Raw genomic sequence first — 15,178 nt, 5'->3', positions numbered from 1 at the left:
AAGAAGGAAGCCCGCCCATGAGTGTATTGCGCAATGATGTACAAGTCGCACTTAACGATTTGCATGTGGCATTACTGGAAAGCGCCGATCACTACCGTTACGCCGCCGAGTTCGTAACCTGTGAGCTCGCCAGCGAATTGTTTAAAACCCTCGCCGAGGCACGCGACCTCCTTGCGAGCGAGGCCGAAGAGGCCATACGCGCTAGGGGCGATTTACCCTCCGTTCCCGATCCCGACCGCGAAACCGGAGAGCAGTTACTGCAGCGTTTAGAAGCGTTTTTCTCAGCCGACGAGGCGGCCGATGTTATGGCTCAAGGGCTGGAAAGGGAAGCTGAGTTTGAACAACTCTTAAATGCTCCTCAGATGCAGGTGATCGATAAGAACTACCCCTCCATGCGCCGTGCTTGCTTACAAAGTATTGATGTTGCGCGAGAGAAGTTGAATGCCTCAGCCGCTCATTAGGCGCTTTCGCTAAGATGCATCGAATCGATGCCATTGAAACCAATGTGCGATCTATGGGGTTCGATCAATGGGGTCAAACTGGAATGACTCGAATTGACGGATTAGTGAAGCACAGAAGGCGCATCTTTTTAACTTGGTTAACCGAGGCGCACGTAATGGGCAGGCGTATCGGCTTTCAACCTCTGTATGTACACGACTGCTGATATTTTGGCTACAATCCGCCAGTATATTATATAAAATATATTTCATATATAAAATAGGCGGTGGTGTCGTGATGAAGTTGGTTAAGTTTGTGGGTGGTGTGCTGGCCTTTAGCGGTATGGTGGCTTGTTCTGCGGCGCCTGTGGGGGATTCTGCGGGCCCTGGTGCTGTTGATGCTTGTTTGGGTAGGGATTCGCTACGGATGGTGGATTACTTCTTGCCAATGCCGGTGGGGCAGATGAGTGACGCTGTGTGGGGCGCTGAGGGCGTTATACCGAGGGATGTTGCCAATGGTCTGGAAAGCGTTGGCGTGCAGCCTGATTGGAATTATTGGGATGGCAAGATTATTAAAGGGCCTGTAGGGCGGTATCATTTGTTTGCCAGCCGCTGGTCGGGGGAGTTAACCCATTACGATTGGTCAAAGTCGGTGGCCGTGCGGGCCGTGAGTGATTCGCCGGTGGGGCCTTATCGTAACCCTGAGTTATTCTTTAGTGATCAGGATGGCCTAGGCCATAACATTACCGGTGGCGTGATGCCAGATGGCCGCTACTATGTGGTAGCGAGCGATGCCGGACGCGCAGGTGACGTGTTTATCTCCGATACAATTGACGGCGAATTCGCGCTGCAAGGGCAGGTGACCATGCAGGCGAATGGTCAAAACTTAGATCGGGCCCGCGCCAATGTCAGTATTATTGTGCGGCCGGACGGCAAATTTATGCTGGTATCGCGCCCGGGTATTGTGATGATCAGTGACGATATTATGGGGCCTTACGTGGCGCAGGGGCCGAGTGTATGGCCAAATATTGAGGGCTATGACAACCTCAAAGCCGAAGACCCTATTGTTTGGTACAGTGGCGGTTTGTATCACATCACACTCAATTGGTGGGATATTAAAAAAGCGCGACATTTGGTGTCCCGTGACGGGATCAATAATTGGGTCGATACCGGCATTGCCTACGACCCGCGGTTAGGTTTTGAGTACGAAGACGGCTCACGCAACGAGTGGAGCCTGTTGGAGCGTCCGGGCGTATTGGTTGAGAATGGTCATGTAACGCATTTTACCTTTAGCGCATTAGACGTTAATAAGTGGGATGATAAAGGCGGTGATAATCACGGCAGTAAAGTGTTGGTGGTTCCCTTTGATGGCGAGTGTTTTGATCGTGCGTTAGATACAGCTCTTCCGTAGCCGAGAGACGCGATACTTTTTGATAGAGTCAATGACATGGAGTGTGAATGAAAGCTCTTTTATTGTTCGCTGCGTTGGGTTGGCTTACCTTCTATCAAATCGACTTTTTGTCTAAAGCTACGTTTCCGGCACTGGTTGCGCCATTGCTGTTTGGAGTGTGCGGCATGGTTGTTTTTGTTCGGGTGATAAAGCTTATAAGGCCTCGCCAGCTATGGGCAGTCCCTACACACGGTGAGAAGAAGGCAGCCCGAAAAATATTTGGCAAGCACGGTACTTATGTGGCTGGAGTTAAGGTGTTACCGCGCAACCCGTATCGGCGTCATTTGGATGATTAATGCTTAGAGCGTTCAATAACACTGGTTTCGAATTGATTACTAACCTGGTGAGCGCCGAGGATATTCAGGCTCTAAGAGGGGAGACGGATGTCGCGCTTAAAAACAACAAGGGCGGCGGTATTCGCACTGCCGAGCGTAAGCTTGAATCTGTACGCGCGCTGGTGGCAAGCGCGCCCTTGTTGCAATGTGTCTCGCAATACTTAGCGGGTAAGCCGAAATTTGTTCGGGCAATCGTGTTTGATAAAACACCGGAGAAAAATTGGTTAGTTGCCTGGCATCAGGATAAAACCGTGGCCGTGACGCAAAGGTTCGAGTGCGAAGGCTGGGGCCCGTGGAGCGTTAAAGACGGCGTCCACCATGTACAGCCACCCATTGCTGTTCTTGAGCAAATGGTGTCGCTACGAATACATTTGGATGACGCTACCGTAGCAAATGGCTGTTTAAAGGTAATACCGAACAGTCATTGTGAGGGCTTGTTGCCACAGCGAAAAATTGATGAGATAGCTCGGGCCAGTGAGGCTAAATTTATTGAGGCTCCGAAAGGTTCTACGCTAATAATGCGGCCACATTTGTTGCATGCGTCAAGTAAAGCTAAGAGCCCAGACCGGCGTCGGGTGCTGCATTTAGAGTTTTGCAGTTACCTTTTACCGCCGGGCATACACTGGGCATAACAAGTTTTGGTTGATTATTGATCTTATGCCGTTTTCCTGTGGGGTACCTCTAAATCGCCCCCGATAAAACCTTATCGTACTTCCGGCTCAACATATCGTAGAAGCTTTCCCGCGCTTGCAGCACGCCCTGACGCAGGGCGGCTGCTTGCTCTGGGGTGATGTCTTTGCGCCCGGCGTATACCTGGCGGCGATAGCCGACGATTTGCCCGGCGTATATTTTTAGGCTTTTCTCCAAATTCTTTTCGCCCAGTATCAAAAGTTTGGCTTCGGCAGCGGCCATTTTCTGAAAGGTAGCGACCAGCTCCTCATTCACTTTTTCCAGCTCTGCTTTGCGGGTGGCGGGCCAGCGCTCGCCAAATTCAACAGACTCGGCAGCGAGAGAAGCGTATTTACTGAATATATGCGTCACATCGCCGACGAAACCGGAAATTTCCTCAAATATGTCGAGGCGCTTTTGCTCGCGCAGTGAGCGCGGGCCGATGACGTGATTTTGTCGGCTCCACCACCAGGCGCTGGCGAAGGCGATACCGGCTCCGGCGGCTACTTTAAAAGTGCTGTCAATAATGGCGAAGGTTAGGCTGGTGTCCATGGGGTTCCTCACACAGTAGTGCTTCACGCAGTAACGTCATAAAAACGTCGTTTTGCTTATTCATACCCCACTAGAGCAAAAATTACGCCATTATTTGGCGTCTGATCGGCAAATTTACCTTCACATCGGTTGGCTGTAGCCGTACATGCAGGTCAAAGGTAAAAGCCCGAGTCTGTTTAGCCTCCGGCCAGCTTCGTTGTATAGCCCGCCTTTTCCAGCGTAGCCTTTAATGTCTCGCGATGGTCACCCTGGATTTCAACGTTGCCGTCTTTTACTGCCCCGCCGGTACCGCAGGCTTGTTTCAGTTTTTTGGCTAGAGTTTTGAGTTCGCTACCTGACAGTGGCAAGCCTTTAACGACACTGACGACTTTGCCGCCACGGCCTTTGCTCTCTTTCCAAATCCGAACAACACCATCGCTGGGGGCGGTGGGTTCGGGGGCGTTATCTGATTCTTTAATGCGTCCCTGGTCGGTGGAGTACACCAAGCGCGAATTCTTACTCACTTTACCTCCTGCTCAATCGGCAACTAGGTGCGAGAGTATAACCTGTATAATGCGCCCAATTAAGCGTTTGCTAAGTTCGATAAGGAGTGTAAGTGCGGTTCATTTATGGTTTTGTAATGCTTTTGTTGTTGGCGGCCTGTGGCCAGGAGGGCGCCACCCAAGCGGCGTTCGCGCCTGTGGACCCGGTCGCATTGGGTGCGAAAAAGGCGCGTGTGTGCATGGGCTGTCACGGCCCTAAGGGTGTATCCCGGATCGCGTCCTATCCATCGCTTGCCGGCAAAGGTGAGGCCTACCTTGCCGAGCAATTGCACGCATTTAAACACGGTACTCGAGAAAATCCGATGATGAGTTCAATCGCCATCAACCTCAATGAGGAAGACATTACACACTTGGCGGCGTATTTCGCCGCGCAGAGTATGCCGGGGGTGAGCGAGTGATTGACATCAAGGGCTCTGCCGGTCAGTCGCTGCAACCGTTGAAGGAGGCCTTCGCGTCTAATTTTCGGGATTTTAGCGAAGAAGGTGCGGCGCTTGCGGTTGTTAAAGACGGTAAGGTTCTCGCCAGTCTGTGGGCGGGCACGCGCGATCGGGCGGGTAATTTGCCATGGTTGGAGGACACCTGCGTCAATGTGTTTTCTGCCGGTAAGCCTCTGTGTGCCGCGGTGGTTATGCATTTGGTGGACACTGGCCGGCTGGATTTGGATGTGCCGGTTGCCCGTTACTGGCCGGAATTTGGCAGTCGTGGCAAAGAAGCGGTAACTACCCGTCAGGTGCTCAACCACACCAGCGGTTTGAGCGCTTTCCACCCGCGAGTGAAGGAGCCTGTCATTTTTGACATCGCCTCTGTAAACGGCTTGCTTGAGTACGAAACACCCTGGTGGGAGCCGGGAACAGCACAGGGCTATTCGCCTTTTATCTATGGTTGGATTTTGGCTGAAATCGCGCGTCGGGTCAGTGGTGAGGTGGATTATCCAACCTTATTTTCCAGGACGTTAACGCAGCCGCTGGGAATGCAGGCTTATTTGGGTGTTCCAACTTCTGCACAAGGTAATTTGGCGGATGTTGCCCCTTTGAAAAAGCCACTGGGCTCCACGGGGAGCGCGAGTAAAGGGGCGAACAGCGCCGCGTTGGGGCAATTAATGAAAGCCGACCCGCGCGGGGTGACCAATCGCGCTTTTGCTAACCCAATGTCACTGATGAATAGTACCAATAGTGAGGCTTGGCGGGGAGCCTGTATTCCGGCGGCGAACCTGCATACCAATGCGCTTTCCCTGGCCCAATTTTACGGTGACCTGGTGTCCGCTTCGCAGCCCCGTGTCAGTTGCCTGAGTGAATTTACACGCGAATCCTCAGCCGCACAGGACAGAGTGTTGGGTGTACATTTGCGCTTTGGTTTGGGATTTATGCTGTCGCAGGATGTGGATGATTGCCGCTATGGCAGTTTACAAGGCTTTGGCCACCCGGGCGCTGGCGGCAGCGTGGGCTTTGCCGACCCGGCAACCGGTATTGGTTTTGCCTATGTTACGGCCCGTTTGGGTCAAAGTTTACTGATTGATGCCAGGGCTCAACGCCTTGTGCAAGCCCTTTCGGAGTGCGTATGAGTAATTCAGAAATACAAGAACTGCAAAGCCGTCTGGCTTATCAGGAAGATACCTTGGCGCAGTTAAATACCATGGTGGCGCGGCAGGACCGACAGATTCAGGAGCTGGTTGCTGCGCTAAAGTCGGTGGCCCAAAAATACGATGATTTAATGTTTGAGCGCGAGCAGTCTCAGGGTGTTGTTGACGAAAAGCCACCGCATTACTAGATTCGTCTTATAAGTGATTGATTATTGGTGGGATTTTGACGCCAATGATTGCTCACATATAATTGTAAAAAGTGGCTTTAAGTGTCTACACTTGTACTGTTAAAGCCTTTAGGTAACCCGCAAGGACTATGCAGGGAATAGACGACAGGAACGAGGTCCGTTTGCCAGGTCCTCACAATGCAGAGAGATTAGGCCCGGGCCACGGTTGCTGGCACTGGTGCTATGATGCTGACAACGCGCGCCTACTGCTCACTAATACCGGTGTGTCTCAGACCCTGTGTTATGAGAACCTGTCTAATGAGCTTTCACAAGACGATTACTCTTCTTTTGTCAGTGCGCTCGCTCACTTAGAGCGCGCTAGTCCCGACGACTGCTTTTGCTCTATAACCCTCGAACACAATGGCGACCCGCTCAAGCTATTGCTGACATTCTCCTCGCCCGCGGGCAAGCCCCAAAAGCTTATTGAAGGCATTGCCATACCGCTGGGGCGTCAAGTAAACCGTCTGGGTGTCAGCCTGCACGTTCTCTCCGTGCTGGAGCTGTCCTGCGATGGTATGGCTCTGTTTGATTCCAAAGGCACTTTGCGCTGGCAAAACAGCGCCAGCCGCGAATTGTTGGGGTTGAGTTTACGCCAGCAGGAGAGGGCAATAGGGCGTTATAACTTGAGCTTGGATGGCCACTTAACTGACCAGGTGTCGATGGCGCGAGTGGTTGAGCGCGCCGGGCGCGAGGGGCAGGGCAGTACTTATGTGGTGCGTTATCCTATTCGGCAAGTCGGCGCCCAACTAAGCTTTGGACAGTTTCGTATTCGCTTTATACCGGTAGAGACTGACAGCGCCCAGGGCGCGTTTTTTATGCACCAGCAAAAGGCGGGTCAGCACGACCCGTTAGCCAACGTCGACAGTTTAGCGTTAAGCGGAGAGGCGTTGGTAGCGATTAAAAACCAAAAGGGTTTTTACCTCTCAGATTTGCATTCGCTGGGTGAGCTTACTCTGGTCGAAGAGTCTATTGCGGCGACAAGCGGGCTGACAGATTTGGACCGTTACTCCGCTCATACCGCCATGGCGTTGCGCCGCTTAGGTAAAGAATCTCTATTAGGGCAGTCGGCACTGGCCGAAATTCTGCCATTGTCACTCAATGAAAAGGACCCTGAACGGCGTTTTACTGTACTGGATTTGCCGCTTCGTTTAGGCGAGCAAAAGTCAGGTTTGTATGTTCAGTTTCTCAGCCCCATTCCGTTGCATTCTTTTACGTCGCCCAAAGGGCACGATGTGCAACGGCTGCTCAATGCCGTGCGCGCGGCGATTTGCTATTTGGATAGGTGGGGTATTGTTCGCGAGGTGAACCAAGCGGCGCGTCAAGCGTTTGGCTCGCAATCTTTCAGCAATAAATATTTCGCAGAGTATGCCAGCGGCTGGGATGACCCTGCTGAACGTCAGCGCGAAATTATGCATGTTATTCGTACCGGCATTGCACAAACCGACTCTCTTGAATCGGTAACAACGCACGGTCGGACCCGTTGGTACAGTGTCGATAAGGTGCCAACGCGCGATGAGCGAGGTTCGATTACCGGCGTGTTGCTCACCATGAGTGAGGTGACCGAGCAGGTACAACAGGCACAAAGCCTGCGCGACATCGAGGCACGTTATAAGGCGTACAGAGCCAACAGTACCGATGCCATTTGGTGCTATGACATAGAGCCTGCTGTGTCGCTGCAACTATCGGTGGACAGTCAGGCTAAAGCGATTGCCGACAATGCCCGACTGTCTCAGTGCAACGATTTGCTATTGAGCATGATGGGGCTGTCTGACAAGCGCGAAATTCTCGGCAGTGGACTGGCCCAAATCGGATCACACAATTACTTTTTTGATATTCATACGTTCATCCGTAACCACTATCAGTTGGGCGACCATGAAATTGCCCAGAATAATCGGCGCGGAGATAAAGTTTACCGCCAAATTTCTTGTGTGGGCGTTATTGAAAGTGGCCACCTGGTGAGAGTTTGGGGTACCACAAAAGATATTACCGCCCGCAAGCGCTATGAAGAACGGTTAGCTTATCAAGCCAATCATGATTCTCTTACTGAGTTACCCAATCGGGTCAGTTTGTATAAACAAATGGAGCGCTGGCTTGCTGAGCGAAAACCAAATCAGCAGGGGGCATTGCTACTGATTGATCTTGATCGATTCAAAGAAATTAATGACACCTTGGGGCATCAAGTGGGCGATCAGTTGTTGCAATTGGTGGGACCAAGGATTGAGGCGGAACTGGCCGAAGTGCCGGGCATTGTTGCGCGTTTAGGTGGTGATGAGTTCGCCATTTTTTTACAGCACATTCGCAATCCGCAACAGGCCATTATTATTGCTCATCGTACCCTCGATGCCCTGCGACAAGAATTTGTTCTGGATGGGTTCTCTACCGAGATCAGTGCCAGTATTGGTGTTTCTCTGGCACCCAGTCAGGCTGAAGACGTTAGTACCTTGATGCGTTACGCTGATGTTGCTATGTACCGTGCGAAAAAAGATATGTGCGGGCTCTCGTTGTACAACGCCGAGTATGACCCGCACTCGCCAAAACGTTTGGCTATGATGAGCGATTTGGGCAAGGCCATCCGTGAACAACAGTTGACCTTGTTTTATCAGCCTAAGGTCAATTTGAAAACGGGCCAGTGCTACGGGGTTGAAGCGTTAATACGCTGGTTTCACCCGACGATGGGGTTTGTATCACCCGCCGAATTTATACCGATCGTTGAGCTGACGAGCTTGGTGCACCCTCTTACCAGCTGGGTGTTGGATGAGGCAATTACCCAGGCCCGTGTTTGGAAAAATGAGGGTTTGGATTTTTCGGTTGCCGTTAACCTCTCGGCGCGAAACTTGCTGGACGATAACTTGCCATCTTTGGTGCGACGTATGTTGTACCAGCACAATTTGCCCGGCAACGCACTGGATTTGGAAATTACTGAAAGTGCAATTATGACCGATCCGGCTCGGGCATTGCGCAATTTGGACGAGCTGCATGAGTTGGGTGTGGGTTTATCGGTCGACGATTTTGGTACTGGCTATTCCTCTCTGGCGTATTTGAAACGCCTGCCCATTCACACGTTGAAAATTGATAATTCGTTTGTGCGGCAAATGCTGGAGTCGCACCGTGATGACATTATCGTTAAGTCCACGATTCAGCTTGCACACAACCTTGAAATTAACGTGGTGGCCGAAGGTGTAGAGGATCAGGTTTTGTTGGATCGCTTAATGGCCATGGGCTGTGATGATGCGCAGGGCTATTTTATTGGCCGGCCTATGAATGCAGAGGCATTGGCGGACTGGATCAATGAGTCTTCTTGGTGTGAGCACTTGCGCCATAGCAAAGAAGAGTCGCCAGACTAGAGGGGCGCCCAAGGTCACAGAGCATACCCCGTACCCCGTACCCCGTAATCCGTACCCTCTACCGTCTGTCTAGGTCCGCTCGTAGTTTTTCCACATAACGCAGGCGTTCATTGAGCAGCGCGGTTTTGTAATCCGTTTTGGTGAGCTTTAAGGCGTTGCGAAGTTGTAAGATGGCCTTGTCGTAAATGCCAATTAAAATGAAGTATTCTGCGCGGGCCTCGTGTACGCCCAGTACATCGCCCGCCAAGCCATTGACCTCTGCCAGCAGATACCACAAGTAGGGATCGTCTTTGCGGTTGCGTACGTACTGGGACAAAAAATGCGCTCCCGACTGATAGCGACCTGAATTCATCAGCACTTCGGCGTAGCGCACGTTAAAAGGGTAGTAGTTGGGCAAATCATGCAGGCCGGTTTTGAGTTTGTCCAAGGCTTCGCTGTAGCGTTCGGCCGCTATGTCGATATCGATATCCATCACTTGATAGGTGAGTCGGTCGGGCTCTTTCTCCAGCAGTGGCGTGAGCGTTTCGCGCGCTTTGGTGGGGTTGCCCGCTTCGGCATAAGCCAGGGCAAGGCCATATTGACTGGAATCCATCGATAGAGAGTTGCCCTCGAGTTCACCGCGAAACATGTCGATAGCCCGCTGCGGTGTTTCAGCCTGGCCGGCGCGCACACGCGAGCGCATTAGGTGGAACTCCAGATTGTCGGCCTGAAGGCGCCGTGGGTAGCGCATGGCTCGGGCCCGGGCGTCGGAAATCCGACTTTCTGTTACCGGGTGAGTCAGTAAAAAGTCCGGGGGGCGGCGAGAGTAGCGCGATGCCCGCAGCATTTGCTCAAACATGTCGGATGCCGCGTAGGGATCGTAGCCGGCGTCGATTAACGTTTGTATGCCTAAGCGGTCGGCTTCTTGTTCGTTTTGGCGGCTAAATTTTAATTGGGCATCGGCGGCCGCTGCCTGGGTAGCGCTAATCGCAGCGATACCACCGTCGGCGTCACCACTGGCTGCCAGCACGAGACTGGCCAGCAATGCGGTGTAAAAAGGCAGCGCCATATTGCTCTGCTGTTCCAGTCGCCGCGCGTAGTGCCTTTGACTCAAGTGAGCCAGTTCGTGGGTCAGTACGGATGCTAGCTGCGCTTCACTTTGCGAGTGAACCAGTAGCCCGGTATGCACACCAATAATGTTGCCGGGGGCGGCAAAGGCGTTCATGGTGGAATTTTCGGCGACAATCAGGTCAAAATTGCGATTGTTTAATGGGCTGTACAGGGCAAGTTTGGCAATCAGGTGTTCCAGATAAGAGATGAGCAAGGGGTCACTGGAAGTAGGTACCTGGCTGCGATAGCTACGCAAAAACATTTGCCCGAGGCGGCGTTCCTCCTGGAAGGAGACAATGCCTGATGTGGTGTCGCCAAAGTCGGGCAAATTGAGCCCGTCCGCTGCGTGTGACGTCAGGCTAAAGCTAAACAGCAGGGTGGCTAGTAGTACTTTTCTCACGTTAAACAACGACTCCGATCATCTTGTTACTGGCGCGGCTACGTATTGCGGGTGCTATCTTAACACCTGTGCGATGCTCATAAGCAGGCAAAATGTTCACAGGTTTTATGGCTCTCGTCGCTCTGGGCTGGTATCGCTGGCATGTCTGGGCGCAGGCTCGTGGCTTTGTTTTCGCCCGTGGCAGCCGGTTGTTCACTTTATTTTGGCTGATTGGGATCAGAACTCACCCGCATTCGCGCTGTTCAACAGCGACGGGAAAGACTTGTTTAAAAACGCAGACTTCAATAGCATGTTCGCTCGCCTCAATGCTCGGAGGTATTGACCATGAGTAGTAAACCCTATGACCGAGTGTAAAAACGGTAGTTCCACTGAATATAATCCTGAGTTGTTAGATGCGCGAGATTTGCGCTGTCCTATGCCGTTGCTGCGGGCAAAACAGGCCCTGAATAAAATGGTTGCGGGTGATGTGCTGGAGGTGATCGCTACCGATGCCGGTTCGGTCCGCGATTTGGCGGCTTATTGTGAATTGTCGGTACACACATTGCTCGAACAAAGAGAAGAGGAGGGTGTGTACATTCATATTATTCGTAAAGGTGCGGAAGCCAAAGCCGCCGGGCAGGAGCAAAAATAGATGTTTAGGATTTTTCGCAGCTGGATAGACCGATACTTCTCTGACGAGGAGGCTGTGTTGCTGGTGGTCCTTATCATTGCCAGCTTAGCGGTACTCGTGACTATGGGTATGGTTTTGGCGCCTATGATCGCCAGTATCATCATCGCTTTTTTAATGCAGGGCGTGGTGGTGCGACTGCGTACCTGGGGGGCTCCACACTGGCTTGCGGTCTCGGTGGCATTTGTATTGCTGGTGGCCATGCTGGTGTCGGTGTTGTTTATATTGTTGCCTGTTATCTGGCAGCAGTCGGCGCGCTTTATTGCGGAAATGCCGCGTATGATCGGTGAGTGGCAAGATGTATTGCTGTTGCTGCCTGAAAACTACCCTAATTTGGTCAGTCAAGCGCAAGTCGAGGAGCTGATGGCGGTAACGACCGCTGAACTGGGGCGCATTGGTCAGGGTATTGTGAGTTTCTCGGTGAGCAGTTTACCCATGTTAATGGCCGTGTTGGTTTATTTTGTATTGGTGCCGATTCTGGTTTTCTTCTTCCTAAAAGACAGTGCGCTGATCGTGGATTGGGTGGCGAGCTTTTTGCCACGTAAACGCCCGGTAATGAGTAAGATTTGGCACGAGATGAACCAGCAAATAGCCAATTATGTGCGCGGTAAGGCTATTGAGATTCTGATTGTTGGGGCCGTGACTTTTATTTCCTTTGCTCTTTTAGGTGTAAATTATGCGGCCCTGCTCGCGATCGCTGTCGGGCTGTCGGTCTTGATTCCGTATATTGGGGCGGCCGTTGTGACTTTACCGGTTGCCATGATCGGTTTCTTCCAGTGGGGCTGGAGTTCCGAGTTTTTCTATTTGCTGTTGGTCTACGGCATTATTCAGGGGCTGGACGGAAATGTACTGGTTCCGCTACTGTTTTCTGAGGCCGTCAATCTGCACCCAGTTGCCATCATAATGGCCGTCTTGGTATTTGGCGGGCTGTGGGGTTTTTGGGGAGTGTTCTTTGCTATACCTCTCGCTACATTAGTCAAGGCGATCCTGCACGCGTGGCCGATAGGTGTTAATAATGCGCATACCGATTCTGCGCAGGTAACAGGCGAGGAGCCATGAGGTTGCCCCTCTTTGCTGGCGTCAGGGGTATTGTTCTGCTGGTGCTCGTGTGCTGCTCCTCGGTGGGGGCGGCTCAGGGTGTCGAAGTCGAGCATAGCCCACTAGACGCTCGCGGCTATCGCAATTTGACTCTGGCTAACGGTTTAAAGGTTTTGTTAATACAGGATCTTGACGCAGATGGTTTAGATTGGGCGCTTAGCATTCAGGCGGGCAGAGCAACCGACCCGCTGGCATTTCCTGATATACACAGGCTGGCCGCTATTGTCTTGCAGGAGCAATCGCAGGCCTCTATCGACATTAGTCTGTCGCCACGCTACGTCGTGTTTAGTCTTCCAAGCTATGCCCGGGAACGCTCTTTGGAACACGTGGTGCCTTTGCTGAGCCCCGTGGTTGCAAGTGAGGTGAGCGTTGCCCGGGCACAACAGGGGTTGGCCGACACCATTCGGGCTGCGAGCACGGTTACGGCGCAGGAGCAGCGATTGGAAGTGGTGGCGGCGCTGGCCTCTAAACAGCTGCACGGTCAATCCGTCAGTATCGCGCCTATGGCCAGTTTAAGCCCTGCGCTGAAAGACTACTATCGGACCTATTACCGCGCCGACCGCGCTGCACTGGCGGTGCGCTCGGCGGCATCGCTGGATGATATGGAGGCGCGGGTCAAATCGCTATTGCAAGTGGAGTTGCCCATCGAGCAGGCTGTAAGCGGTTATGACAATTTTAACTTCGAGCAAGACCAGCTGCCTATCAAGGCGCAAGTCGCCAGTGAGGCCGAGTCTCCCGCGCTTTACTTCTATTTTCCCGTCGCCAATTTGACCGACATAGAGCGAAATAAGTCATTTTCAATATTTGAGTATTTGTTGACCCGTCGTGGGCCGGGCAGTCTGGTCGCACTTTTGAGGTCGTTAGGTTGGGCGAAGCAAATCACGCTGGATTTTAAACATAAGCCCGGCAGTGACGGTTTTGCTGTTGTGAATATTGAACTCACACGATTAGGGGTAAGGGCTAGTAACCAAGTCGAAGCGCTACTGTACTATGTCATTGACAACATTAAGCGACAGGGTTTAGATGCCTGGCGTTTTCAGGAGTTGGCGCGAGCAGAGCGATATGAATTCTTATATCGCGATGCATTTGCCGAGCACTCTCTGATTGCCCTGGCGAACCGTTTGCAGTCAGCCGCTCCCGGCAAGGCGCTCTCTCAATCGTTTGATTACGGCAAGTTTGAACCTCTGAGTGTTCAGCGGGCGATGGCTGCATTGCGCCCCGACAATGTCATCACTCTATTGGTCGATGAATCTGCCGAAACCGATCGATTTGCAGGCCACAGCCATACACCGTATCGGGTAGTCGAGGCTAATGATGAGCACCCGGATATTAAGCCCGAGATTAAACGCCGCTTATTTTTGCCGGATGCAAACAAATTTATACCGCAAAAACTGACGGCCAAGTCGTCACAACTGTTGCCAAGTCATCAAATCGCAGCCGGCGCAAAGCCGGTTGAGCTGATTGATCGTCCTCAATTGACAGCGTGGTATCAAACCACTGGGTTACAGGCATCCCCTGATGCGAGTCTGTTTTTGCGGCTGGTCACTCAGGGCGCCGATGCATCGGCGCGTCAGGCGGTTGATACGTTGCTCAGCGTTTATTTGTTGGCCGAAAAATTAGCGCCCGCATTAGACCATGCACAGCGGGCTGGAATGGAATACCTATTGCGGCCTACTGTGCTCGGTGTAGATGTTGAAATATCCGGCTATAACTCTCAGTTAGGGCTTTTTCTGACCCAGTTTGGTCGCGTGTACGACGAGCCTATGAAGGTTGGTGACAACTTGACACGCGCCATAGCGTGGCTAAAAGCAGAACTAAACGATAATGGGCCATTGGGGCGAACATTCACCGACCCCTTTATTCTTTGGCAGTATGAGCCTTATTGGTCGCGCTGGGAGTTGCTAGAGGCGCTCAACTCGCTAGAGCCCGAAACCTGGCGTTATAATATGCAGGTCAAGTCTTTGCAGATGTTGGCGGCCGGCAGCCTCTATCGGCAGGAGGCGCAGAGGCTGGCTGCTCTGGCAGAGTTGGCTTTACTCGACAATGACAGTGCGCCGCCAGCGCCTGCACGCCTGGTGGTTGCGGATCAGGGGCAGCCACACGGCTTAGAGCGCAGGGCAGGAGAGCTGGAGCTCTACCTGCAAAGTGGCTCTAGTGACGCTAAGGATTTTGTCTTTATTCGGGCCGTTGCCGCTTTGCTTAATGGCGAGTTAATAAATGTGTCAGATGAGCCCGGTGAAGCAGAAGGCGTGGCGGTGGCCATCCGCGCGCAACGCAATAACATGGCTGGAGTGGCGGCCTTGTCCTTGGCGACTTCTGGTGATGTTCTAACGGGCCCCTTGCTCGAAGCGCTACAGCGCCGACTTGCAGAGCCGGATATTGGGCCGAGATTGGCTGAGTTAAAACGCCAGTGGCGCGCTGAGGCGCCCGACAAGGTGGAAGCACACTGGCATCAGCGGCATTTATGGCGCACTCTGGTCAACCCGGTTCCCGATAATGACCGGGCTAGCGTGGCAGCCCTTAACAGTGCGTCGGTAGAGCGCTATGTCGAGCGCCTGTTTGCGGCCAATATTTATCTGATGAGCGATGGTGATGGTGCTCGAGAGCACTACAGTCGATCCTTCACGACGGCGAAGGTCGGGGTGCGGCTGCCCCTTGAGTTCCCGCCATTGGTGATTGAGTAAAAAATAGACCTGCTGAGCAAATATCATACCGAGGATAGGCTAAGTCGTTGCTTTAACTTGGTTAAAAGTCCGCAGGACTGGTAAATACCCGCTAAATATGTAAAA

Annotated in this window: 14 protein-coding genes; 11 read left to right on the top strand and 3 right to left on the bottom strand. The window is 52.5% G+C overall.

The genetic code is table 11. The annotated features are described in order from the left end of the window. Positions 1 to 17 precede the first annotated feature (17 nt). The 4 genes from QWI17_RS10775 (at position 18) to QWI17_RS10760 (ending at position 2,854) form a co-directional block, all read left to right on the top strand. The gene (locus tag QWI17_RS10775) at positions 18 to 461 is read left to right on the top strand and encodes a hypothetical protein (RefSeq protein ID WP_302722511.1); all 444 of its coding nucleotides are present in this window, start codon (positions 18 to 20) and stop codon (positions 459 to 461) included. 274 nt (positions 462 to 735) lie between these two features. Further along, entirely contained in the window at positions 736 to 1,848 is a 1,113-nt protein-coding gene (locus QWI17_RS10770; protein WP_302722510.1) for a glycoside hydrolase family protein, read from the top strand. Between the two features lie 47 nt (positions 1,849 to 1,895). Next, the gene (locus QWI17_RS10765) at positions 1,896 to 2,183 is read left to right on the top strand and encodes a hypothetical protein (protein WP_302722509.1); all 288 of its coding nucleotides are present in this window, start codon (positions 1,896 to 1,898) and stop codon (positions 2,181 to 2,183) included. Then, complete coding sequence (locus tag QWI17_RS10760) at positions 2,183 to 2,854, top strand: phytanoyl-CoA dioxygenase family protein (protein WP_302722508.1); 672 nt, start codon at positions 2,183 to 2,185, stop codon at positions 2,852 to 2,854. Before QWI17_RS10765 ends, QWI17_RS10760 begins: the two co-directional genes overlap by 1 nt. Before the next feature lie 49 nt (positions 2,855 to 2,903). On the opposite strand, the gene QWI17_RS10755 is transcribed toward QWI17_RS10760, so the two are convergent. Next, on the bottom strand, positions 2,904 to 3,443 hold the full coding sequence (locus QWI17_RS10755) for an energy transducer TonB (protein ID WP_302722507.1): 540 nt from the start codon (positions 3,441 to 3,443) through the stop codon (positions 2,904 to 2,906). Positions 3,444 to 3,619: 176 nt separating this feature from the next. Beyond that, the gene (gene yciH / locus QWI17_RS10750) at positions 3,620 to 3,946 is read right to left on the bottom strand and encodes a stress response translation initiation inhibitor YciH (RefSeq protein ID WP_302722506.1); all 327 of its coding nucleotides are present in this window, start codon (positions 3,944 to 3,946) and stop codon (positions 3,620 to 3,622) included. A 92-nt stretch (positions 3,947 to 4,038) separates the two neighbouring features. Here yciH and QWI17_RS10745 point away from each other — a divergent pair, with 92 nt between their 5' ends. The 4 genes from QWI17_RS10745 (at position 4,039) to QWI17_RS10730 (ending at position 9,135) form a co-directional block, all read left to right on the top strand. Further along, positions 4,039 to 4,383, top strand: coding sequence for a c-type cytochrome (locus tag QWI17_RS10745; RefSeq protein WP_302722505.1), 345 nt, complete (start codon positions 4,039 to 4,041; stop codon positions 4,381 to 4,383). Beyond that, positions 4,380 to 5,546: a serine hydrolase domain-containing protein gene (locus tag QWI17_RS10740; RefSeq protein WP_302722504.1), complete on the top strand. Its 1,167-nt coding sequence runs from the start codon at positions 4,380 to 4,382 to the stop codon at positions 5,544 to 5,546. Before QWI17_RS10745 ends, QWI17_RS10740 begins: the two co-directional genes overlap by 4 nt. After that, positions 5,543 to 5,752, top strand: coding sequence for a SlyX family protein (locus QWI17_RS10735; protein ID WP_302722503.1), 210 nt, complete (start codon positions 5,543 to 5,545; stop codon positions 5,750 to 5,752). The genes QWI17_RS10740 and QWI17_RS10735 overlap by 4 nt, the downstream gene beginning before the upstream one ends. A gap of 161 nt (positions 5,753 to 5,913) precedes the next feature. Then, on the top strand, positions 5,914 to 9,135 hold the full coding sequence (locus tag QWI17_RS10730) for an EAL domain-containing protein (RefSeq protein WP_302722502.1): 3,222 nt from the start codon (positions 5,914 to 5,916) through the stop codon (positions 9,133 to 9,135). Between the two features lie 58 nt (positions 9,136 to 9,193). On the opposite strand, the gene QWI17_RS10725 is transcribed toward QWI17_RS10730, so the two are convergent. Beyond that, positions 9,194 to 10,624 (bottom strand): M48 family metalloprotease, encoded by a 1,431-nt coding sequence (locus QWI17_RS10725; RefSeq protein ID WP_302722501.1) that lies wholly within the window; start codon positions 10,622 to 10,624, stop codon positions 9,194 to 9,196. A 340-nt stretch (positions 10,625 to 10,964) separates the two neighbouring features. Between QWI17_RS10725 and QWI17_RS10720 the strand changes: the two genes are divergently transcribed. From QWI17_RS10720 to QWI17_RS10710, 3 genes are read left to right on the top strand one after another with little or no spacing between them, the layout of a single operon-like run. After that, on the top strand, positions 10,965 to 11,255 hold the full coding sequence (locus QWI17_RS10720; RefSeq protein ID WP_302722500.1) for a sulfurtransferase TusA family protein: 291 nt from the start codon (positions 10,965 to 10,967) through the stop codon (positions 11,253 to 11,255). Further along, positions 11,256 to 12,350, top strand: coding sequence for an AI-2E family transporter (locus QWI17_RS10715; protein ID WP_302722499.1), 1,095 nt, complete (start codon positions 11,256 to 11,258; stop codon positions 12,348 to 12,350). Then, positions 12,347 to 15,073, top strand: coding sequence for an insulinase family protein (locus tag QWI17_RS10710; protein ID WP_302722498.1), 2,727 nt, complete (start codon positions 12,347 to 12,349; stop codon positions 15,071 to 15,073). The genes QWI17_RS10715 and QWI17_RS10710 overlap by 4 nt, the downstream gene beginning before the upstream one ends. The last annotated feature ends 105 nt before the right edge of the window (positions 15,074 to 15,178 follow it).

It is taken from the genome of Gilvimarinus gilvus, assembly GCF_030518155.1.
GTDB lineage: Bacteria > Pseudomonadota > Gammaproteobacteria > Pseudomonadales > Cellvibrionaceae > Gilvimarinus > Gilvimarinus gilvus.
The sequence above is the reverse complement of the archived record's forward strand: the minus strand, read 5'-3'. Positions and strand labels throughout refer to the sequence as shown.